This is a genomic window from Streptomyces daghestanicus (genome assembly GCF_020521275.1).
GTDB classification, from domain to species: domain Bacteria; phylum Actinomycetota; class Actinomycetes; order Streptomycetales; family Streptomycetaceae; genus Streptomyces; species Streptomyces griseoviridis.
The window spans coordinates 535,321-558,114 of sequence record NZ_BNDX01000008.1 but is presented as its reverse complement, the minus strand read 5'-3'; the positions used below and the strand labels follow the sequence as shown (position 1 = coordinate 558,114).

Here is a 22,794-nt window from a genome sequence, read left to right as displayed (position 1 = left end):
CAGACCGTCCCGTCCTACCGTCGGGCCCTTCCGGCGTACCGCCAGGCCGTTCCGTCCTACCGTCGGGCCGTTCCGTCGTACCCCCAGGCCGTCCCGTCCTACCGTCGGGCCGTTCCGGCGTACCCCCAGGCCGCCCCGTCCTACCGTCAGGCCGTTCCGGCGTACCGCCAAGCCGTTCCGTCCTACCGCCAGGCCCTTCCGTCGTACCCCCAGGCCGTCCCGTCCTACCCCCAGGCCATTCCGTCGTACTGCCGGGCCGTACTGCTACACCCCGGACAAACGCCCTCCCCCCGCCCCGCCCCTACCGTGGACCCTGCATTCCACGTACACCCGAACGGGAAGGGCCGGAACCCGACATGACCGCACCCCACGCCTTCTGGCTCGCCGGCCGCCAGGCCACCGGCGAGGACACCTTCGACGTCACCTCCCCGTGGGACGGCCGGACCGTCGCCGCGGTGAGCGTCCCCACCGACACGCAGGTCGAGGAGGCCGTGGCCGCCGCGCACGCCGTACGGGACGCGTTCGCCGCCACCCCCGCGCACGTCCGCGCCGCCGCCCTCGACCACGTCGCCCGGCGTCTCGCGGAGCGCGCCGAGGAGATCGCGCGGCTCATCTCCGCCGAGAACGGCAAGCCGGTCAAGTGGGCGCGCGGCGAGGTCGGCCGGGCGGTCTCCGTCTTCCGGTTCGCGTCCGAGGAGGCCCGCCGGTTCAACGGCGGCGAGGCCCAGCGCCTGGACACCGACGCGGGCGGCCAGGGCCGGCTCGCCCTCACCCGCCGCTTCCCGAAGGGTGCCGTGCTCGGCATCGCGCCGTTCAACTTCCCGCTGAACCTGTGCGCCCACAAGATCGCCCCCGCGATCGCCGCCGGCGCCCCGATCATCCTCAAGCCGGCCCCGGCCACCCCCCTGTCCGCCCTGGTCCTCGGCGAACTGCTCGCCGAGACCGAGCTGCCCGCCGGGTCCTGGAGCGTCCTGCCGGTCCCCAATGACCGCATGCCCGCCCTCGTCCAGGACGAGCGGCTGCCGGTCATCTCCTTCACGGGCTCCGAGCGGGTCGGCTACGCGATCATGGACTCGGTACCGCGCAAGCACTGCACGCTGGAGCTGGGCGGCAACGGCGCGGCCGTGGTGCTGGCCGACTGGTCGAGCGACGAGGACCTGGACCTGGCCGCGGCCCGCATCGCGACCTTCTCCAACTACCAGGGCGGCCAGTCCTGCATCTCCGTGCAGCGGGTCATCGTCGACGCCGCCGTCCACGACCGGCTGCTGCCGCGCATCGTCGCCGCCGTCGAGGCCCAGGTCACCGGCGACCCGGCCGACGACAAGACCGACGTCGGCCCGCTGGTCAGCGAGGACGCGGCGCGGCGGGTCGAGTCCTGGGTGGCGGAGGCCGTCGGGGCCGGCGCCACGCTGCGCACCGGCGGCGAGCGGGACGGGGCCTCGTACGCGCCGACCGTCCTCACCGACCTCCCGGCCGGCACCACCCTCGCCCGCGAGGAGGTCTTCGGACCCGTCCTCAGCGTGCAGAAGGTGCACGGCGAGGCCGAGGCGTTCGCCGCCGTCAACGACTCCAAGTACGGCCTCCAGGCGGGCGTCTTCACCCACGACCTCCAGGCCGCCTTCCGCGCCCACCGCGCCCTGGAGGTCGGCGGCGTCGTCATCGGCGACGTCCCCTCCTACCGCGCCGACCAGATGCCGTACGGCGGCGCCAAGCAGTCCGGCGTGGGCCGCGAGGGCGTGCGGTTCGCGATGGAGGACTACACCTACGAGCGGGTGCTGGTGCTCACCGGCCTCGCCCTCTGACGGCGACGGCGGGCGGGCGGCGGCCCGGACCCCCGGGAAGGGGGTCCGGGCCGCCGCCCGTTCGGCCCTACCCGGCGAAGCCGATGCGCGCCAGCCGCACCGCCCCCCGCAGCCCGACCCGCAGGTCGTGCACGCCCTCGGCGGCCAGGCCGGTGGTGAGGGTGACGTAGTCGTACGGTCCCGCCGTGGGCGTCTCCGTCGACAGCACGGCCCGCGCCGGGCCGCCGTCCAGGGCCAGTTCCACCGTGCCCTCGCCCGCGACCGCGACGGTCACGGAGGCGATGCCGGAGCCGAAGTCGCAGGCCCGGAAGAGGAGTTCCCCGGACGTGCCCGCCGCCGGCGTCACCGCGTCCCCGGACGTCCTGGCCCGGTCCACGATCTCCGTGCCGCTCTGCTCGTCGAAGTCGGCCGCCTCAAGACCGCGTTCGCGCACCGGGCGCGGCGCCCCGGGCTCCCCGGCGAGGACGACCGTCGTGGACAGCCGGACGTCCTCGCTGGAGGCGCCGGCCAGCAGCTCGTACGGCCCCGGCTCCACCCGCCACCGGCCGTGCGCCACGTCCCAGAACGCGAGCGCGTCCAACGGGACCTCGAAGGCCACCTCCGCCGTCGCGCCCGGCGCCAGGGTGAGCCGGCGGTGGGCGAGCAGCTCGCGGCGCGGACGCGGCACGGACGGCTCACCGGCCCGCCCGTACAGCTGGGCCACCTCGTCGGCGGTGACCCCGCCGGTGTTGGTGACCGTGAAGGAGACCCGGACCGCCGACTCCCCGACGCGGGCGGCGAAATCCGCGTAGGCGAACGACGCGTACGACAGGCCGTGCCCGAACGGGAACAGCGGCGTCCCCTCGAAGTACTGGTACGTCTGCCGGGAGCCGATCACGTCGTAGTCGAGCAGACGGGGCAGGTCCCGGTCGTCGGCGTACCAGGTCTGCGGCAGCCGCCCGGCGGGGGAGACGTCCCCGGCGAGCACCCGGGCCAGGGCGGTGCCCGCCGCCTGGCCGCCGTGCGCGGTCCACAGCACCGCCGGCAGCGGCCCGGCGTCGACCGCGTAGGGGTAGGACGACACCAGCGCCAGCACCGTGTCGGGGTTGGCGTCCCGGGCGGCGCGCAGCAGCCGTTCCTGCTGGCCGGCGAGGCGCAGGGTGGTGCGGTCCTCGGTCTCCCGGCCGTTGATGTGCGGGTCGTTGCCCGCCACCACCAGCACCACGTCGGCGCGCGCGGCGGCCCGTGCCACCGCGTCCTCGCCGCGCTCGGTGACGACCACCTCGAAGACCGACCCCGGCTCCTCGGCAACCTTCACGCCCCCGGCGGTCACGGAGACATGGCGGCCCGTGCCCAGATGCCTCAGGAGGTGACCGTCCCCGTGCGGCTCCAGCCGGAACGTCTCCCGCACCACCCAGCCCCCCGGCTGGTCCGCCGAGGCGCGGACGTACCCGTCCTCGGCGACCGACAGGTACCGCCCGTCCGGCGCGCGCAGCGTCAGCACGCCCCCGCCCCAGTCGACCAGGGCGAGTTCAGTGCCGTCGGCGTCCGTGGCCAACGGCGGCAGATCGGTGCGGCCGGCCAGCAGCGCGGGGTCGAGGGCGGCCTCGGCACCGGCCGCGGGGGCGTCCTCGACGGCCGGCAGCACGTGCAGGAACGCTCCGTCGGCGGTGCGCAGCCGGACCCGGTCCACGCCCTCGGCGAACTCCACCCGCTCGGCGCCGAACCGCTCGTACAGGCCCTCCAGCGGGGTGACCCGGTGCAGCAGCGAGCCGCTGTACCAGTCGAGCTTGCACTCGTCGGCGAGGAGCCCGACCACGGCGAGGCGGATGCCGGGGGCCAGCGGCAGCAGGCCGCGGTCGTTCTTCAGCAGCACCACGGCCTGCTCGGCCGCCTCCCGGGCGAGCGCCCGGTGCTCCGGGGTGTCGTAGGCGCCCGCCTCCTCGTGACCGTCGAACTCGCCCAGCCGGAAGCGGACCGAGAGCTGGCGGCGCACCGCCGTGTCGACGTCGGCCTCGGTCAGCAGCCCGCCCTCCAGCGCGCCGCGCACCCGGGCGGTGATCTTCGTCGGGTCGGTGCCGTGGTCGGTGAAGCTGTCGACCCCGGCCTTCAGCGCGGCGGCCGTCGCCTCCTCGTGGGTGTCGAAGTAGTGCTCGGAGTCGACCAGGTTGGAGGGGGCGCCCGCGTCCGAGCAGACCAGCAGCTCCTCACCGGTCCAGGTGCGCAGGTGCTCGGCGAGGTACGGGGAGACGTGGTTGGGACGGCCGTTGACCAGGTTGTAGGCCGGCATCACCCCGGCCGTCGCGCCCGCCTCGACCGTCGCCCGGAAGGCCCGCAGGTCGTACTCGTGCAGGACGCGCGGGCGGACCGAGGAGGACGCGGTGTCCCGGTCGGTCTCGTTGTTGTGGGCGAGCCAGTGCTTGAGCACCGGGGCGGTCCGCCAGTAGATCGGATGACTGCCGCGCAGGCCGCGGGTGTAGGCGGTGGCGAGGGCCGAGGTCAGTCGGGGGTCCTCGGAGTAGCCCTCCTCGTTGCGGCCCCACAGGGGGTGGCGCAGCAGATTGACGACCGGGGCCCAGACGTTGAGGCCGACCCGGTCGTCGCGGGCGCGCATCGCGCGGACCTCCGCGGCGACGGCCTCGCCGACGCGGCGCACCAGCTCCTCGTTCCAGGTGGCGCCGAGGCCCACGGCCTGCGGGAACACCGTCGCCGGGCCCATCCAGGCCACACCGTGCAGGGCCTCCTGTCCGGTGCGGAAGGGGGCGACGCCCAGACGGTCGACGCCGGGCGCGAACTGGTGCAGAAATCCGATCTTCTCGTCGAGCGTGAGCCGCGACAGCAGGTCGTCGACGCGCTGCGCGACCGGTGTCTGCGGGTCGCGGAAAGGCGGTGTGGGCGGCGTGGGTGCGGTCACGTGGGATTCCCCTTGCGATGTGCGGCGATGCGCTTTCGAAGCGCTTCGATGCTCAGTCGGCGGCAGCCGGGTGTCAAGACGCGGCGGGGCATCCCGTACGCCGTCGAGGCCCCTGCGAGGGGACGGGGACAGGCGGCGCGCGGCACCGCACACATCCGAGGAATCTTGGGAACGAGTCTTGTGCCGCCCCTTGGGTTCACTTAACCTCGCTGCAACATCGAAGCGCTTCGACGCACTTCGGACGTACTCCGGCGTACGCGGACCTGTCCCGACGTACGCCGGCCGGTGAGCACCGCCTCCCGCACCTCCGCACCGCCTCCGCACCGCCTCCGCACCGCTCCGGATCCACCCGCCCCACCCCCAGCTCAGCGAGTTCCACTCAAGACACCGCAGCCGACGGCCACCGCCGGGTGTCCTGGTGCGCCATGAAGGGTTGACGCAATGACGCCGAACGCCGCCTCCGCCGCCTCCGCGCCGAGCCGGAGAAGTTTCCTCGCCTCCTCGGCGGTCGCCGCCGCCGCGGTCGCGGGCGGAATGCCCCTGCTCAGCGCCTGCGGCGCGGCCGACAGCGGGTCCCGCGAGGGCACCACCTCCGGCAAGGACGCCAAGAAGCTGCTGCCGGCGTACGTGGCCAGCGACGTGGTGACCCCGGACATCCCGTCCAGGAACGGGTCGGCGGTCGGCTTCACCGGCAAGCTCGCCCCGGCCGACCTGAAGACCTCGGTGCCGAAGAAGCTCGGCAAGGGCGGCAAGGTGACGATCATGTCGCCGTTCTGGGGCTCCCCGCCCAAGTCGGACAACGCCTACTACCGGGCGATGAACGACATGATCGGCGTCGACATCCAGTGGCAGAACCAGGACGGCAACACCTACGAGCAGAAGCTCGGCGCGGTCCTCGCCTCCAGCGACGTCCCCGACGTCGTCGTGGTCCCGAGCTGGAACCTGAACGGCAAGATACCCAGCGCGATCATCTCCAAGTTCGCCGACCTCGGCCCCTACCTGTCCGGCGACGGCGTCAAGGACTACCCGAACCTCGCCGCCGTCCCCACCGACGCCTGGCAGCGCTCGATCTTCGGCGGCAGGCTCCTCGGCCTGCCCCAGCCGCAGCCGTACGTCACCGGACTCGTCCCCCTCTACCGGCAGGACGTCTTCGAGAAGGAGGGGTACGAGGTCCCCACCTCCTGCGACGAGTTCATGGCGCTGGCCAAGGACATCACCGACGCCAAGGCCAAGCGCTGGGCCTGCCTGGACATGAAGTGGACCGCCTTCCAGGCGTTCGGCGTGCTCTCCGCCAACGAGAAGCCGCTCGGCTGGAACCTGGTCGACGGCAAGATGATCTGCCGCTTCGAGACCGACGAGTACCTCGAAGCCCTGGAGTGGACCCGCAAGCTGTTCGCCGCCGGCGTCGTCCACCCCGACGCCGAACTGGGCAAGAGCCAGGCCACCGACCCCGGGCCGAAGTTCGCCAAGGGCGAGTTCCTCATGTACGTCCAGAACATCAGCCAGTGGTGGAGCCGCACCGCCGAACAGGCGACCCAGAACCCCGAGTTCAAGATCTGGGGCATGGACGTCTTCGGCCACGACGGCGGCGACCCCGTGCTCTGGGCCGAACAGCCCGCCGGCATCTGGGCCTTCGTCAACAAGAAGGCGTCCGAGTCGGTGATCAGGGACGTGCTGGCCGCCGCCAACGTCACGGCGGCCCCGTACGGCACCAAGGAGTACATGGCCACCAACTACGGTGTCGAGGGCACCCACTACACCGTCAAGGACGGCGTCCCCACCAAGACCGACCAGGGCAACATCGACGTGATGAACGCCTACGTCATGCTGGCCGGCCCCGCCCCGACCGTCGCCCACCCCGACTTCCCCGAGGTCGCCAGGGGACAGGTCGAGTGGCAGCAGCGGATGGGCGCCTTCACCCGGAAGTCCTCCTTCTACGGCATGCAGGTCACCGAGCCCTCCCGGTACACCAACCTCTCCAGCGACTTCGAGCAGATGGAGGACGACTTCGTCCGGGGCCGCAAGAAGATGAGCGAGGTCCAGCAGGCCGTCTCGGAGTGGCGCAGCAAGGGCGGCGACAAGCTCCGCGACTGGTACAAGAAGCTGCTCGACGAGAACGGCTCGGCGGCGAGCTGACCGGCGCGGGCGAGGCGAGGAGAACGGCCGTGTCGAACAGCACGGTGCCTCGGAGCGGGACCGAGGCCCAGAAGAAGTCCCCGGCGGCGCCCGACGGCACCACCGGCCCCGAGAAGACCCCCTCCGGGAAAGTGAGCCTGCGCCTGCGCTTCAGACGCGACCGCGTCCTGCTGCTGATGACGCTGCCGGCCGTGCTGCTGCTCCTGGTCTTCAACTACTTGCCGATCCTCGGCAACGTCGTCGCCTTCCAGGAGTACGACCCCTACGTCAGCGACAACGGCATCGTCTCCATCCTGCACAGCCCCTGGGTGGGCCTGGAGAACTTCGAGCGGATCTTCGCGGACTCCGACTTCTGGAACGCCGTCCGGAACACGCTGATCCTCTTCTTCTTCCAGCTCGTCCTCTTCTTCCCGGTCCCGATCCTGCTCGCGCTGCTCATCAACAGCGTGGTCCGGCCCCGGGTCCGGGCGGTCTCCCAGGCCATCCTCTACCTGCCGCACTTCTTCTCCTGGGTGCTGGTCGTCGCCGTCTTCCAGCAGCTCTTCGGCGGCGCCGGCATCTTCTCCCAGCTGCTGCGCGAGCACGGGTACGACGGCCTGGACTTCATGACCGACCCGGACACCTTCGCCCTGCTGATCACCGCGCAGAGCGTGTGGAAGGACGCCGGCTGGGGGATCATCGTCTTCCTCGCCGCGCTCGCCTCGGTCAGCCCCGACCTGTACGAGGCCGCCGCGATGGACGGCGCGAGCCGCCGGCGCCGCATGTGGCACGTCACCCTGCCCGCGCTGCGCCCGGTGATCGCCCTGCTGCTGGTGCTCCGCGTCGGCGACGCGCTCACCGTCGGCTTCGAACAGATCCTGCTGCAACGCGACATGGTCGGGCCGGGCGCGGCCGAGGTGCTGGACACCTTCGTGTGGTGGAACGGCGTACGCAACCAGGACTTCGGCTACGCGGCGGCCGCCGGACTCGTCAAGGGCGTGGTCAGCCTCGGCCTGGTCCTCGCCGCGAACAAGGTGGCCCATCTCATGGGCGAGCAGGGGGTGTACAAGAAGTGACCGCGGTCATCGAGAAGACGACCCGGGGCCGCTGGTCGGCCCCGCCCCGGCCGGCCTGGGAGGAGAAGCCCGGCCCGGCCGGGGTCGCGGGCAAGGGCCTCGCCCTGACCCTGGCCTGCCTCGCCATCCTCTTCCCCCTCTGGATCGTCGTCGTCACCAGCCTGTCGTCGCGGAAGACCATCGACGAGGCCGGCGGCCTGGTGATGATCCCGAAGGACGTCACCTTCGTCGCCTACCGGGAACTCCTCGGCGGCGGCCAGGTGACCCGCGCCGCGCTGGTCAGCATCGGCATCACCCTCGTCGGCACGCTGTTCTCGATGGCGGTGTCGGTGCTGTGCGCCTACGGCCTGTCCCGCACCGGCTCCTTCGGCCACCGCTGGATCCTCATGCTGCTGCTGGCCACCATGTTCTTCAGCGCCGGCCTCATCCCGACGTACCTGCTGGTGCAGTCCCTCGGGCTGACCGACACCTATCTCGCGCTGATCCTGCCGAGCGCCCTCAGCGTCTTCAACATCCTGGTGCTGCGCGGCTTCTTCATGGGCATCTCGCAGGAACTCATCGACAGCGCCCGCATCGACGGCGCCGGCGACTTCCGCATCCTGTGGCGGATCGTCATGCCGCTCTCCCGCGCGGTCCTCGCGGTGATCACCCTGTTCTACGCCGTCGGCTACTGGAGCGCCTGGTTCAACGCCTCCCTCTACCTGAACGACCAGGACATGATGCCGTTGCAGAACGTCATGATCCAGCTCGTGCAGAAGCAGGAGGCGCCGGTCGGCCTCGGCCAGGCGATCAAGACGGGGGAGCTGTCCGGACTGGCCGTGCAGATGGCCGTGATGGTGATGGCGCTGCTGCCGGTCGCCGTGCTGTCGCCCTTCGTCCAGCGGCACTTCAAGAAGGGCATGCTGACCGGGGCGGTGAAGGGGTGAGCCCCGGCCTCGCCACCGTCACCCGGGGCCGTCTGCTGTTCGGCGGCGACTACAACCCCGAGCAGTGGCCGGAGGAGACCTGGCAGGAGGACGTACGCCTCATGCGGGAGGCCGGCGTCACCTCCGTCACCGTCGGCGTCTTCTCCTGGTCCCGGCTCGAACCCCGGCCCGGCGTCTTCGACTTCGGCTGGCTCGACCGGGTCATGGACCTGCTGCACGCCCACGGCGTCGGTGTCGTCCTCGCCACCCCGACCGCCTCGCCCCCGCCCTGGCTGGGCCGGCTGCACCCGGACACCCTGCCCGTCGACGAGGACGGGCGCACCGAGTTCTGGGGCGGCCGGCAGCACTTCTCGCACTCCAGCGCCGTCTACCGGCGGCACGCCGCCACCGTCACCGAGGCCCTCGCCGCCCGCTACGCCGGGCACCCCGCGCTGACCATGTGGCACATCAACAACGAGTACTGCACCTACGACCACGGCGACGAGGCCGCCGCCCGCTTCCGCACCTGGCTCAAGCGCCGCCACGGCACCCTCGACGCCCTCAACACCGCCTGGGGCACCGCCTTCTGGAGCCAGGGCTACGGCGACTGGCAGGAGATCCTGCCGCCGCGCCGCACCCACTACCTCAAGAACCCCGCCCAGGTGCTGGACTTCCGGCGCTTCACCTCCGACATGCTCCTGGAGTGCTTCACCGCCGAGCGCGACATCGTCCGCCGGCACACCCCGCACCTGCCGGTCACCACCAACTTCATGCCGCTCTTCTTCGGCCAGGACGGCTGGCGCTGGGCCGAGGAGGAGGACGTCGTCTCCGTCGACCTCTACCCGGACCCGCGCGACCCCCTCGGCGGCCAGGAGGGCGCCCTCGTCCAGGACCTCACCCGCTCCCAGGCCGGCGGCGGCCCCTGGATGGTCATGGAACAGGCGACCGGCGCGGTCGGCTGGCGCGACGTCGACCGGCCCAAGCCGCGCGGCCTCGACCGGCTCTGGTCGCTCCAGGCCGTCGCCCGCGGCGCGGACGCCGTCTGCTACTTCCAGTGGCGGCAGTCCCGGCAGGGCGCCGAGAAGTTCCACTCCGCGATGGTCGGCCACGCCGGTCCCGAGGGCCGTGTCTTCCAGGAGGTCAAGCGCATCGGCGCCGCCCTCGCCGCCCTCGCCCCGCACGTCACCGGCGCCCGGGTCACCGCCGACGTCGCCGTCCTGCACGACTGGCACTCCTGGTGGGCCGGCACCCAGCAGGCCCGCCCCTTCGACCGGGCCGACCTGCCCGTCGTCCTGCGCGCCTGGCACCGCGCCCTGTGGGAGGCCCACCTCACCACCGACTTCGCCCACCCCGAGCACGACCTGAGCCGCTACCGGCTGGTCGTCGTCCCGCAGCTCTACCTCCTCACCGACACCGCCGTCGACAACCTCCTCTCCTACGTCCACGGCGGCGGCACCCTCGTCTGCGGCTTCCTCACCGGCGTCGCCGACCAGGACGACCGGGTCCGCCCCGGCGCCCTGGACGCCCGCCTGCGCGCCCTCTTCGGCATCCGCACCCTGCACGCCTGGTGGCCTCTGGCCGACGGGGAGCGCGTCGGCTGCGACGGCTTCGACGGCACCCTGTGGTCGGAGGAGCTGGAACCCGACGGCACCGCCGAGGAGACCGTCCCCTACCGGGGCGGCGAACTGGACGGCCTGCCCGCCGTCCTCGGCAAGGGCCGCGCCTGGTACGTCTCCACCCTGCCCGTCCCCGAGGCGCTGCGCGGGCTGCTCGCGGGCATCGCCGCCGACGCCGGTGTGCGCCCGGTGCTGGACCGCGTCCCGCCGGGCGTCGAGGCGGTCCGCCGCGGCGATCTGCTCTTCCTCCTCCACCACGGCCGCGACCCGGTGACCGTCGACGTCCCCGGCACCCACCGCGACCTGCTGACCGGGGAGACGCTCACCGGCCGCGCCGAGCTGGGCCGGTACGGCGTCCGGGTGCTGCGGGCGGAGCCCGCGTGAGCACCGGCCCGGTCCACGGCACCTGGGAGCCCGCCCCCGCCGCCCGCTGGGAGGACGCCTTCCTCACCGGCAACGGCCACCACGGCGCCCTCGTCCTCGGCGACCCGTACGACGACCGGGTCGTCGTCACCCACCACACCCTGGTCCGCCCCAACGGCGGCGAGCACGCCCGCCCCCCGGAACTGGCCACCGCCCTGCCCGACGTCCGCCGGCGCCTGCTGGCCGGGGACACCACCGCCGCCGAGGAGTTCACCGACCACCGCCCGCTGCAATGGGTGCAGCCCTTCCACCCCGGCTTCCAGCTCCGGCTGCGCCGTCCGCCCGGCCCCGCCGCCCCCTACCGGCGGAGCGTCGACTTCACCACCGGCGAGACCACCGCCACCGCCGGCGACTGGACCAGCCGCGTCTTCGTCTCCCGCGCCGACGACGTGATCGTCCAGCAGGTCACCGACCCCGACCTCACCCTCGACCTCGCCCTGGACCACCGCCTGCCCGGCGTGCCCGCCCGACTCGGCGTCGGCCACGGCGCCGTCCGCACCCCCGAGGGCGCCGTGCTCAGCCTGCGCGCCCGCTACCCCGGCAGCGACCGCGCCTACACCGGCGTCACCGTCGCCGCCGTCACCGGCGGCAGCGCCGCGATCGCCACCCCGGGGCTGCGCGTCGAGCACGCCCGGACCCTGCTGCTCCTGACCCGGGTGCACCGGCACCCGGGGGAGTGGGACGTGCACGCCGAGTCCCGCGCCCTGCGCGACCTGCTGACCGAGCGGACCTACGACGACCTCCTCGCCCGCCACCTCGACCGGCACCGCACGGCCTACACCCGGGTCACCCTCGACCTCGCCGCCGACCCGGCCGACCGCGCCCTGCCCGGCTCCGCGCTCCTCGCCCGCCCCGGCAGCCCGGCCCTGCCGGAACGCCTCTTCGCCGCCGGCCGCTACCACCTGCTCTCCGCCTCCGGCCTGCTCCCGCCCCGCCTCACCGGCCTGTGGACCGGCGACTGGGACACCGCCTGGTCCGGCGCCTTCACCACCAACGCCAACCTCAACCTCCAGACCGCCTCCGCCGCGGCCGCCGCCCTCCCCGAGGTCACCGAGGCGCACGCCGCCCTGGTCCACGGCCAGCGCGAGCACTGGCGGGAGAACGCCCGCGCCCTCTTCGGCGCCCGGGGGATCGTCGCCCCCTCCCACACCGACGGCGAGAACGGGCACACGTACCACTTCAGCCGCGAGTACCCCCTGCACCTGTGGACGGCCGGCGCCGACTGGCTGCTCAAACCCCTCGTCGACCACGACGAGACCCACGGCACCCGCGACCCCCGCACCGCCGAGGCCCTCGCCGAAGTCGCCCTGTTCTACGAGGACTTCCTCACCGGGACCGAGGACGGCCACCTTGTCGTCGTCCCCTCCTACTCGCCGGAGAACCGCCCCGCCAACGCCGGCTGGGGCACGGTCGACGCGGCCATGGACCTCTCCGCCGCCCGGCACGCCCTGCGCACCGCCGCCGCCTACCACCCCGAGCACGCCGACCGCTGGCGCGCGCTCGCCGACCGGCTGCCCCCGCACCGGATCAACGCCGACGGCGCGCTCGCCGAGTGGGCCCGCCCCGGCCTCGACGACACCTACGACCACCGCCACCTCAGCCACCTCTACGGCGTCTGGCCGCTGGAGGAGATCACCCCGTACGACACCCCCGAGCTGGCCGCCGCCGCGCACCGTGCCCTGGAACTGCGCGGCGCCGAGAACGACTCGGCCCACGGCCACCTGCACCACGCCCTGGTCGCGGCCCGGCTGGGCGACGGCGACCGGGTCGCCCACGCCCTCGACGCGGTGCTCGGCGGCGACTACTTCCACGCCTCCCTGATGAGCGCGCACTACCCGCGCCGCGACGTCTACAACGCCGACGCGGCGCACACCCTGCCCGCCGTGCTCATCGAGATGCTGGCGCAGTCCACCCCGGGACGCCTGGTGCTGCTGCCCGCGCTGCCCGCCGCCCTCCCCGCCGGCCGGCTGAGCGGCGTGCGCACCCGGTTCGGCGCCACGCTCGACCTCACCTGGGCCCCCGGGGGCGCCACCGCCGTCCTCCGTCCCGGCCGCACCGCGCACATCGAACTGCGGACCCCCTCCGGCACCGAGCCGCTCGACCTCACCGCCGGGGAAGACCGCGTCCTCCACCTGGAGGCCCGGTGACCGCACGATCCCCCCACCCATGGAAGGACGACCATGGCACTCCGCACCCCCCGCAGGCTGACCACGGCCCTGCTGGCCCCCGCGCTCGCCCTCGGCGCCGCCGTCGGCCTCGCCGCCGCCCCCGCCCAGGCCGCCGTCTGGAACACCTGCGACCAGTGGGGCAACACCACCCTGAACGGCTACACCCTCTACAACAACATCTGGGGCTCCGGCGCCGGCAGCCAGTGCGTCTGGGCCGACTCCGGCACCAACTGGGGTGTGTGGGCCGACCACCCCGACACCGGCGGCATCAAGTCGTACCCGAACAGCAAGAAGGTGATCAACAAGCCGATCACCTCGCTGACCTCGCTCAGCAGCAGCTACAACGTCACCGTCCCGGCGTCCGGCGCGTACAACACCTCGTACGACATCTGGGACACCGACTACGACTACGAGATCATGCTCTGGGTCAACCACAACGGCGCCGTCGGCCCGCTCGGCACCTCCCAGGGCAGCGTCACCCTCGGCGGCCACACCTGGAACGTCTACAAGGGCAACAACGGGGCCAACGAGGTGTACAGCTTCCTGCGCACCTCCGACTCCACCGCCGGCACCGTGAACATCCTCCCGGTCCTGAAGTGGATCAAGGACACCAAGGGCTGGATGGGCAACGAGACCATCGGCGACGTGCAGTTCGGCTACGAGATCACCTCGTCGGCCGGCGGTCTCGACTTCGTCACCAACAACCTGACGGTCAGCGGCGGCTGAGCGCCGGGCACACCGGGGTCAGGGGCCGGCCCAGCCCGGGGCCGGCCCCGAACTCGCCCGGACCGTCAGCTCCGGCGGCAGCAGCACCACCTCGTCGCTGCCCCGCCCGCCGAGCTTGGCGACCAGCTGCTCGACGGCGTGCCGCCCCATCTCCTGCGCGGGCACGGCGACCGACGTCAGCCGCACCGACGCCTGCGTGGCGACCTGCTCGGGGCAGACCGCCACCACCGACACGTCCTCGGGCACCGCCCGCCCCTGCTGCCGCAGCAGCGCGAGCAGCGGCTCCACCGCCGCCTCGTTCTGCACGACGAACCCCGAGGTGCCGGGCCGCTCGTCGAAGATCCGGGACAGCGTCAGCGCCATCGCGTCGTACCCGCCCTCGCACGGCCGGTGCAGCAGCCGCAGCCCCAGCTCAAGCGCCCGCCCGCGCAGCCCCTGAAGCGTCCGCTCGGCGAACCCGGTGTGCCGCTCGTAGACCCCGGGCGCCTCCCCTATGACAGCGATGTCACGATGCCCCAGCGAGGCCAGGTGCTCCACGCACAGCGCGCCGGTCGCCCGGAAGTCGAGGTCGACACAGGTCAGCCCGGAGGTGTCGGCGGGCAGCCCGATCAGCACCGACGGCCGGTCCGTGCCGCGCAGCAACGGCAGCCGCTCGTCGCGCAGTTCGACGTCCATGACGATCATCGCGTCCGCCAGCCCGCTGCCGGTGACCCGGCGCACCGCGTCCGGACCCTCCTCGCCGGTGAGCAGCAGGACGTCGTAGCCGTGGGCGCGCGCGGTGGTGGCGACCGCGATGGCGATCTCCATCATCACCGGCACGTACATGTCGGTGCGCAGCGGGATCATCAGCGCGATGATGTTGGAGCGGCTGCTGGCCAGGGCGCGGGCACCGGCGTTGGGGTGGTAGCCCAGCGTCCGGATGCTCTCCTCGACCCGCTGCCGGGTGGTGGTGGAGATGGACCGCTTGCCGCTGAGGACATAGCTCACCGTGCTCGCCGACACTCCGGCGTGCTGGGCGACCTCGGCGAGGGTGACCATCCGGCTCTCCAAAGGGTGTGAAGCGCTTCGACAGACGCGTATGGCGGGCGGCAGCGGGGCGAGGGTGGTCCGACAGTAGCCCCAGCGGGGGTGGGTGTCCATACTCGTCGAAGCGCTTCGACAGGCCGGCCGGGACCCGCGTACGCCCCCGCGCTTTCTCGGCCGAACGGCCGTACGAAGGGTGGCCGGGGTGCCCGGGATCGGGTACCAACGATCGGGTAGCACCGATGAGTACGCACATCCCCGATCCGTGCCGATACGCGGCGAGGTGACCCTCATGTCCGCACCAGCCACCCCCTCTTCGTCCTCTTCGTCCTCCCCTTCGTCCGCTTCCCCCTCCTCCCGGCCCGCCGTCACCGAGCGGGAGGCCCGGCAGGTGGCGGAGGACGCCCGGCAGCGGGACTGGCGCAGGCCCAGCTTCGCCAAGGAGCTGTTCCTCGGCCGCTTCCGTCTCGACCTCATCCACCCCCACCCGCTCCCGGACGACGAGGCGAGCCGCCGCGGCGAGGCGTTCCTCGCCCAGCTCCGCGACTTCTGCGAGACCCGGATCGACGGCGCGGCCATCGAGCGGGACGCCCGCATCCCCGACGACGTCATCACCGGGCTGAAGGAACTGGGCGCCTTCGGCATGAAGATCGACACCAGGTACGGCGGCCTCGGCCTGACCCAGGTGTACTACAACAAGGCCCTCGCCCTGGTCGGTTCCGCGAACCCCGCGATCGGCGCGCTGCTCTCCGCCCACCAGTCGATCGGCGTGCCGCAGCCGCTGAAGATGTTCGGCACCCAGGAACAGAAGGACGCCTTCCTGCCGCGCTGCGCCCGCACCGACATCTCCGCGTTCCTGCTGACCGAACCGGACGTCGGGTCCGATCCGGCCCGCCTCGCCACCACCGCCGTCCCCGACGGCGACGACTACGTGCTGGACGGCGTGAAGCTGTGGACCACCAACGGGGTCGTCGCCGACCTGCTCGTCGTCATGGCCCGCGTCCCGAGGTCGGAGGGGCACAAGGGCGGCATCACCGCCTTCGTCGTGGAGAGCGCCGCCGAGGGCGTCACCGTCGAGCACCGCAACGCCTTCATGGGCCTGCGCGGCCTGGAGAACGGCGTCACCCGCCTCCACCGGGTCCGCGTCCCCGCCGCCCACCGCATCGGCCCCGAGGGCGCCGGCCTCAAGATCGCCCTCACCACCCTCAACACCGGCCGCCTCTCGCTGCCCGCGATGTGTGTCGGCGCCGGCAAGTGGTGTCTGAAGATCGCCCGCGAGTGGTCGGCCGCCCGCGAGCAGTGGGGCAAGCCGGTCGCCCTGCACGAGGCGGTCGGCGCCAAGATCTCCTTCATCGCCGCCACCACCTTCGCTCTCGAAGCCGTCCTCGACCTCTCCTCCCAGATGGCCGACGAGGACCGCAACGACATCCGCATCGAGGCCGCCCTCGCCAAGCTCTACGGCTCCGAGATGGCCTGGCTGATGGCGGACGAACTGGTCCAGATCCGCGGCGGGCGCGGCTTCGAGACCGCCGCCTCCCTTGCCGCCCGCGGCGAACGCGCGGTCCCCGCCGAGCAGGTCCTGCGCGACCTGCGCATCAACCGCATCTTCGAGGGCTCCACCGAGATCATGCACCTGCTCATCGCGCGCGAGGCCGTCGACGCCCACCTGTCGGTCGCGGGCGACCTGATCGACCCGGAGAAGTCCCTGTCCGACAAGGCGCGGGCGGGTGCCCGGGCCGGCGCCTTCTACGCCGGGTGGCTCCCGAAACTGATCGCAGGACCCGGCCAGCTCCCGACCTCCTACGGCGACTTCAAGCACGAGGTCGACCTCTCGCCGCACCTGCGGTACGTGGAGCGCACCGCCCGCCGGCTCGCCCGCTCCACCTTCTACGCCATGTCCCGCTGGCAGGGCCGGATGGAGACCAGGCAGGGCTTCCTCGGCCGGATCGTGGACATCGGCGCCGAACTCTTCGCCATGTCCGCCGCCTGCGTCCGCGCCGAGCTCCTCCGCTCCCGCGGCGAGCACGGCCGCGAGGCGTACCAGCTCGCCGACGCCTTCTGCCGCCAGGCCCGCCTCCGCGTCGAGGAACTCTTCGGCCGCCTGTGGTCCAACACCGACGGTCTCGACCGCACGGTGGTCAAGGGCGTCCTGTCCGGTACCTATGAATGGCTGGAACACGGCATCGTCGACCCCTCCGGCGACGGCCCGTGGATCGCCGACGCCACCCCCGGCGCCAGTACGAGAACGAACGTCCACCGTCCCATCAGGTGAGATCCACCTGGGCGCCGCCCCGGGCGGACACCGCGCCACCCGCCCGAGGGACGCGCTGTCCTCCCGGACAGCCGTTGAGGCAACAATGGGGGGATGACCGACAGCCCTGCCCCCCTCGCCGACCCGCACCTCGTCCACGACCCCCTCGCGGGAGACGGCGCGAAGGACGTGGTGATCCTCGGCTCCACCGGGTCGATCGGGACCCAGGCCATCGACCTCGTCCTGCGCAACCCGGACCGCTTCCGGGTCACCGCCCTGTCCGCCCACGGCGGCCGGGTGGCGCTCCTCGCCGAGCAGGCGTACCGGCTGCGGGTGCGCACCGTCGCCGTGGCCCGCGAGGACGTCGTCCCGGCGCTGCGGGAAGCCCTGCGGGCCCGGTACGGCACGGGGGAGCCGCTCCCCGAGATCCTCGCCGGACCCGACGCCGCCACGCAGGCCGCCGCCTCCGACTGCCACACCGTCCTCAACGGCATCACCGGTTCCATCGGCCTCGCCCCCACCCTCGCCGCCCTGGAGGCGGGCCGCACCCTCGCGCTCGCCAACAAGGAGTCGCTCATCGTGGGCGGCCCGCTGGTCAAGGCCCTCGCCAAGCCCGGACAGATCATCCCCGTCGACTCCGAGCACGCCGCCCTCTTCCAGGCCGTCGCCGCCGGCACCCGCGCCGACGTGCGCAGACTGGTCGTCACCGCCTCCGGCGGCCCGTTCCGCGGCCGGACCCGGGAGCAGCTCGCCGCCGTCACCGTCGAGGACGCCCTCGCGCACCCCACCTGGGCCATGGGCCCGGTCATCACCATCAACTCCGCGACCCTCGTCAACAAGGGCCTGGAGGTCATCGAGGCCCACCTCCTCTACGACATCCCCTTCGACCGCATCGAGGTCGTCGTCCACCCCCAGTCCTACGTCCACTCCATGGTCGAGTTCACCGACGGCTCCACGCTCGCCCAGGCCACGCCCCCCGACATGCGCGGCCCCATCGCCATCGGCCTCGGCTGGCCCGAGCGGGTACCGGACGCCGCTCCCGCCTTCGACTGGAGCACGGCGTCCACCTGGGAGTTCTTCCCGCTCGACAACGAGGCGTTCCCCGCGGTGAACCTGGCCCGCCGGGTCGGGCAGCTCGCGGGCACGGCCCCGGCGGTGTTCAATGCGGCCAACGAGGAGTGCGTCGAGGCCTTCCGCGCCGGGACGCTGTCCTACCTCGGCATCATGGAGACCGTCACCCGGGTGGTCGACGAGCACGGCACCCCGTCCACGGGAACTTCCCTGACCGTCGCGGACGTCCTCGAAGCGGAGACCTGGGCGCGCACCCGGGCCCGGGAACTGGCGGCACAAGCGGCGGAGGCCCGTGCATGACGACCCTGATGTTCATCCTCGGCATAGTCGTCTTCGCGGTCGGCCTGCTGTTCTCCATCGCCTGGCACGAACTGGGCCACCTGTCCTGGGCCAAGCTGTTCGGCATCCGGGTGCCGCAGTACATGGTCGGTTTCGGCCCGACCCTCTTCTCCCGGAAGAAGGGCGAGACCGAGTACGGCATCAAGGCCATCCCGTTCGGCGGCTACATCCGCATGATCGGAATGTTCCCGCCCGGCCCCGACGGCAAGCTGGAGGCCCGCTCCACCTCCCCGTGGCGCGGCATGATCGAGGACGCCCGCTCGGCCGCCTTCGAGGAACTGCGCCCCGGCGACGAGAACCGGCTCTTCTACACGCGCAAGCCCTGGAAACGGGTCATCGTCATGTTCGGCGGCCCGTTCATGAACCTGATCCTCGCGGTGGTGCTGTTCCTCATCGTCCTGATGGGCTTCGGCATCTCCCAGCAGACCACCACCGTCAGCTCGGTCTCCCAGTGCGTGATCTCCCAGTCCGAGAACCGCGACAAGTGCACCGACGCCGACGCCCCCTCCCCGGCCGCCGCGGCCGGGCTCAAGGCCGGCGACAAGATCGTCTCCTTCGACGGCGTCCGCACCGACAAGTGGGACGAGCTGTCCGACCTGATCCGCGCCCACCCGGGCGAGACCGTCCCGATCGTCGTCGAGCGCGACGGCGAGGACGTCACCCTGCACGCCGAGATCGCCACCAACAAGGTCGCCAAGAAGGACGGCAGCGGCGGCTACGTCCAGGGCGAGTACGTCACCGCCGGCTTCCTCGGCTTCAGCGCCGCCACCGGCGTCGTCAAGCAGGACTTCGGCGACTCCGTGGTCTGGATGGGCGACCGGATCGGCGACGCCGTCGACTCCCTCGCCGCCCTGCCCGGCAAGATCCCGGCGCTGTGGGACGCCGCCTTCGGCGACGGCCCCCGCGAACCGGACTCCCCGATGGGCGTCGTCGGCGCCGCCCGCGTCGGCGGCGAGATCTTCACCCTGGACATCCCGCCCACCCAGCAGCTCGCCATGGCCGTGATGCTGGTCGCCGGCTTCAACCTCTCCCTCTTCCTGTTCAACATGCTCCCGCTGCTCCCGCTCGACGGCGGGCACATCGCGGGCGCCCTGTGGGAGGCGCTGCGCCGCAACGTGGCGAAGGTCCTGCGCCGCCCCGACCCCGGCCCGTTCGACGTGGCGAAGCTCATGCCGGTGGCCTACGTGGTGGCGGGCGTCTTCGTCTGCTTCACACTGCTGGTGCTCGTCGCCGACGTGGTCAACCCCGTGAGAATCTCCTAGCCATCCACGGTTCACGGCGGCCCGGCACGCTTGTGCCGGGCTGCCTTCCTTCGAGTGCCATCACGGCGCAGGAATGTGCCGGGCGCCGACCCGGTGCCGTAATCTCGAATGATCGGAGCCCGCCGCTGACGGGACCGGGCCTTGATCCACGACTTGGGGTTGCACAGCAGATGACTGCGATTTCTCTCGGCATGCCGTCCGTTCCGACCAGGCTCGCCGAACGCCGGAAGAGCCGGCAGATCCAGGTCGGCTCGGTCGCGGTGGGCGGCGACGCCCCGGTGTCCGTGCAGTCGATGACCACCACCCGCACCTCGGACATCGGCGCCACCCTCCAGCAGATCGCCGAGCTGACGGCCTCCGGTTGCCAGATCGTCCGCGTGGCCTGCCCCACCCAGGACGACGCCGACGCGCTGCCGGTCATCGCCAGGAAGTCGCAGATCCCGGTCATCGCGGACATCCACTTCCAGCCGAAGTACGTCTTCGCCGCCATCGAGGCCGGCTGCGCCGCGGTCCGCGTCAACCCCGGGAACATCAAGCAGTTCGACGACAAGGTCAAGGAGATCGCCCAGGCCGCCAAGGACCACGGCACCCCGATCCGCATCGGCGTGAACGCGGGCTCGCTGGACCGCCGCCTGCTCCAGAAGTACGGCAAGGCCACCCCCGAGGCGCTCACCGAGTCCGCGCTGTGGGAGGCGTCCCTCTTCGAGGAGCACGGCTTCCGGGACATCAAGATCTCCGTGAAGCACAACGACCCGGTGGTCATGGTCGAGGCCTACCGCCAGCTCGCCGCACAGTGCGACTACCCCCTCCACCTCGGCGTCACCGAGGCCGGCCCCGCCTTCCAGGGCACCATCAAGTCGGCCGTCGCCTTCGGCGCCCTGCTCTCCCAGGGCATCGGCGACACGATCCGGGTGTCCCTGAGCGCGCCGCCCGTCGAGGAGATCAAGGTCGGCATCCAGATCCTGGAGTCCCTCAACCTCCGCCAGCGCGGCCTGGAGATCGTCTCCTGCCCGTCCTGCGGCCGGGCCCAGGTGGACGTCTACAAGCTGGCCGAGGAGGTCACCGCAGGACTGGAGGGCATGGAGGTGCCGCTGCGGGTCGCCGTCATGGGCTGCGTGGTCAACGGCCCCGGTGAGGCCCGCGAGGCCGACCTCGGCGTCGCCTCCGGCAACGGCAAGGGACAGATCTTCGTCAAGGGCGAGGTCATCAAGACCGTCCCCGAGTCCAAGATCGTCGAGACCCTCATCGAGGAGGCGATGAAGATCGCCGAGCAGATGGAGGCGGACGGCGTCGCCTCGGGCGAGCCGTCGGTGGCGGTGGCCGGCTGAGCGCTTCTCCGGTGCCTTCCCGGCACAGGCCGGCTGCCTCCGGCCCGTCCGGCGTTCGAGGACGAGACCCGTTCAGGGCCGAGGCGGGGGACCGGGGGCGGCAGCCCCCCCAGACGGCCCGGGAGCCGGCGGCCACCGGCGGGGCAACGGCGAGGGGAACGCGGGGCGACGCCGCCGAGCCTCCGCGGGTACAGTGCGGAGATCCAGCAGACCCCAGGGTGAGGCCCCGCACGTGTTGACGCAGACCACCTCCCGGGTCCTCGAACCGAGCGACCTGAACGCCGCGCTCGCCGTCCTCGACCGCGAGCCGGTCACGAACGCCTTCGTGACCTCCCGCGTCCAGGTCGCCGGCCTCGACCCCTGGCGGCTCGGCGGCGAGATGTGGGGCTGGTACGAGGACGGCATGCTGACGTCCCTGTGCTACGCGGGCGCCAACCTCGTCCCCATCTGCGCCGGCCCCCGCGCGGTGCGCGCCTTCGCCGACCGCGCCCGCCGGGCCGGCCGCCGCTGCTCCTCCATCGTCGGCCCCGCCGACGCCACCAGCCGGCTCTGGCGGCTGCTGGAGCCGTCCTGGGGCCCGGCCCGCGAGGTCCGGCGCCGCCAGCCCCTCATGGTCACCGACCGGATGTCCGACCGGGTCGCCCCCGACCCGCACGTCCGCCGCGTCCGCAAGGACGAGATGGACGCGATCATGCCGGCCTGCGTGGCGATGTTCACCGAGGAGGTCGGCGTCTCCCCGCTGGCCGGCGACGGCGGCCTGCTCTACCAGGCCCGGGTCGCCGAACTCGTGGGCACCGGCCGCTCCTTCGCCCGCTTCGACGCCGACGGCAGGGTCGTCTTCAAGGCCGAGATCGGCGCCGCCACCGACCGCGCCTGCCAGATCCAGGGCGTCTGGGTCGCCCCCGAGTACCGCGGCCGGGGCCTCGCCGCCCCCGGCATGGCCGCGGTCCTGCGCTACGCCCTGACCGACATCGCCCCGGTCGCCAGCCTCTACGTCAACGACTTCAACACGGCCGCCAGGAGGACGTACCACCGCGTCGGCTTCGAAGAGGCCGGCGCCTTCATGAGCGTCCTGTTCTGACCGGCGCCCAGGCGCTCCGCGCCCGCCAGGGGCGCGGCTGTTCCGCAGCGCGGCTCCGCCGCGTGAGCGCGACCGCCCGCGACGCCCCCGCCCCCCGGAAAACCACGCGAACCCCCCTGTAGGCTCCCCGCATGGACGCAGTGATCGGCCCCCTCGACCTCGCCGCCCACGTCGACGAAGCCCTCGCGGTTCAGGCCGCCGCCTTCGGTCTCGGCCCCGACGAGGTCGCCGTCCGCCGGCAGATCGTCCTGCGCCACATGACCCACCCCGGCGCCCGCGCCCTCGGCGCCACCACCCCCGACGGCCGCCTCGCCGGCTTCGTCTACGGCATGCCCAACGACCGCGCCCACTGGTGGTCCACGATCGTCGAGCCCTATCTGCGAGCCCAGGGCAACGACGGCTGGCTGGACGACTCCTTCGTGATCACCGAACTCCACGTCCACCCCGCCCACCAGAACCGGGGCGTGGGCCGCGCGCTGATCACCACCATCACCGACGGCGCCGCCGAGCCCCGCTCGATCCTCTCCGCGATCGACACCGACAGCCCCGCCCGCGGCCTGTACCGCTCCCTCGGCTACCAGGACCTCGCCCGCCAGGTCCTCTTCCCCAGCGCCCCCAAGCCGTACGCCGTGATGGGCGCCCCGCTCCCGCTGCTGCGGCGATGAGGCGATAACCGATTTCCACCACCCAGGACCGCCCGGCTAACCTCGTGGCC

Annotated in this window: 15 protein-coding genes; 13 read left to right on the top strand and 2 right to left on the bottom strand. The window is 72.6% G+C overall.

Translation table 11 applies throughout. The features are described 5' to 3' along the window. Positions 1 to 356 precede the first annotated feature (356 nt). Complete coding sequence (locus Sdagh_RS11870) at positions 357 to 1,802, top strand: aldehyde dehydrogenase family protein (protein WP_189419593.1); 1,446 nt, start codon at positions 357 to 359, stop codon at positions 1,800 to 1,802. A 67-nt stretch (positions 1,803 to 1,869) separates the two neighbouring features. Here Sdagh_RS11870 and Sdagh_RS11865 read toward each other — a convergent pair whose 3' ends face one another. After that, complete coding sequence (locus tag Sdagh_RS11865) at positions 1,870 to 4,695, bottom strand: glycoside hydrolase family 3 C-terminal domain-containing protein (RefSeq protein ID WP_190077402.1); 2,826 nt, start codon at positions 4,693 to 4,695, stop codon at positions 1,870 to 1,872. A 441-nt stretch (positions 4,696 to 5,136) separates the two neighbouring features. On the opposite strand from Sdagh_RS11865, the gene Sdagh_RS11860 reads away from it, so the two are divergent. The 6 genes from Sdagh_RS11860 to Sdagh_RS11835 are packed head-to-tail and all read left to right on the top strand — an operon-like array spanning position 5,137 to position 13,724. Further along, the gene (locus Sdagh_RS11860; RefSeq protein ID WP_189419588.1) at positions 5,137 to 6,831 is read left to right on the top strand and encodes an extracellular solute-binding protein; all 1,695 of its coding nucleotides are present in this window, start codon (positions 5,137 to 5,139) and stop codon (positions 6,829 to 6,831) included. A 29-nt stretch (positions 6,832 to 6,860) separates the two neighbouring features. Next, the gene (locus tag Sdagh_RS11855) at positions 6,861 to 7,886 is read left to right on the top strand and encodes an ABC transporter permease (RefSeq protein ID WP_189419586.1); all 1,026 of its coding nucleotides are present in this window, start codon (positions 6,861 to 6,863) and stop codon (positions 7,884 to 7,886) included. After that, positions 7,883 to 8,812: a carbohydrate ABC transporter permease gene (locus Sdagh_RS11850; protein ID WP_189419584.1), complete on the top strand. Its 930-nt coding sequence runs from the start codon at positions 7,883 to 7,885 to the stop codon at positions 8,810 to 8,812. The genes Sdagh_RS11855 and Sdagh_RS11850 overlap by 4 nt, the downstream gene beginning before the upstream one ends. Next, complete coding sequence (locus Sdagh_RS11845; protein ID WP_189419582.1) at positions 8,809 to 10,791, top strand: beta-galactosidase; 1,983 nt, start codon at positions 8,809 to 8,811, stop codon at positions 10,789 to 10,791. The genes Sdagh_RS11850 and Sdagh_RS11845 overlap by 4 nt, the downstream gene beginning before the upstream one ends. After that, positions 10,788 to 12,977 (top strand): glycosyl hydrolase family 95 catalytic domain-containing protein, encoded by a 2,190-nt coding sequence (locus tag Sdagh_RS11840; protein WP_189419580.1) that lies wholly within the window; start codon positions 10,788 to 10,790, stop codon positions 12,975 to 12,977. The genes Sdagh_RS11845 and Sdagh_RS11840 overlap by 4 nt, the downstream gene beginning before the upstream one ends. A 33-nt stretch (positions 12,978 to 13,010) precedes the next feature. Beyond that, positions 13,011 to 13,724: a glycoside hydrolase family 12 protein gene (locus Sdagh_RS11835; RefSeq protein WP_189419578.1), complete on the top strand. Its 714-nt coding sequence runs from the start codon at positions 13,011 to 13,013 to the stop codon at positions 13,722 to 13,724. Between the two features lie 18 nt (positions 13,725 to 13,742). Here Sdagh_RS11835 and Sdagh_RS11830 read toward each other — a convergent pair whose 3' ends face one another. Next, positions 13,743 to 14,762: a LacI family DNA-binding transcriptional regulator gene (locus Sdagh_RS11830; RefSeq protein ID WP_189419576.1), complete on the bottom strand. Its 1,020-nt coding sequence runs from the start codon at positions 14,760 to 14,762 to the stop codon at positions 13,743 to 13,745. 277 nt (positions 14,763 to 15,039) lie between these two features. Here Sdagh_RS11830 and Sdagh_RS11825 point away from each other — a divergent pair, with 277 nt between their 5' ends. From Sdagh_RS11825 to Sdagh_RS11800, 6 genes are all read left to right on the top strand, one after another. Next, entirely contained in the window at positions 15,040 to 17,019 is a 1,980-nt protein-coding gene (locus tag Sdagh_RS11825; RefSeq protein ID WP_190077401.1) for an acyl-CoA dehydrogenase family protein, read from the top strand. A gap of 93 nt (positions 17,020 to 17,112) precedes the next feature. Continuing rightward, positions 17,113 to 18,369 (top strand): 1-deoxy-D-xylulose-5-phosphate reductoisomerase, encoded by a 1,257-nt coding sequence (dxr, locus tag Sdagh_RS11820; RefSeq protein WP_189419571.1) that lies wholly within the window; start codon positions 17,113 to 17,115, stop codon positions 18,367 to 18,369. Further along, entirely contained in the window at positions 18,366 to 19,670 is a 1,305-nt protein-coding gene (locus tag Sdagh_RS11815) for a M50 family metallopeptidase (RefSeq protein WP_502362250.1), read from the top strand. The genes dxr and Sdagh_RS11815 overlap by 4 nt, the downstream gene beginning before the upstream one ends. A gap of 170 nt (positions 19,671 to 19,840) precedes the next feature. Next, on the top strand, positions 19,841 to 20,998 hold the full coding sequence (gene ispG, locus Sdagh_RS11810; protein ID WP_226535056.1) for a flavodoxin-dependent (E)-4-hydroxy-3-methylbut-2-enyl-diphosphate synthase: 1,158 nt from the start codon (positions 19,841 to 19,843) through the stop codon (positions 20,996 to 20,998). Positions 20,999 to 21,230: 232 nt separating this feature from the next. Continuing rightward, positions 21,231 to 22,079, top strand: coding sequence for a GNAT family N-acetyltransferase (locus Sdagh_RS11805; protein WP_190078420.1), 849 nt, complete (start codon positions 21,231 to 21,233; stop codon positions 22,077 to 22,079). A gap of 131 nt (positions 22,080 to 22,210) precedes the next feature. Continuing rightward, positions 22,211 to 22,744 (top strand): GNAT family N-acetyltransferase, encoded by a 534-nt coding sequence (locus tag Sdagh_RS11800; RefSeq protein WP_189424171.1) that lies wholly within the window; start codon positions 22,211 to 22,213, stop codon positions 22,742 to 22,744. Positions 22,745 to 22,794 lie beyond the last annotated feature (50 nt).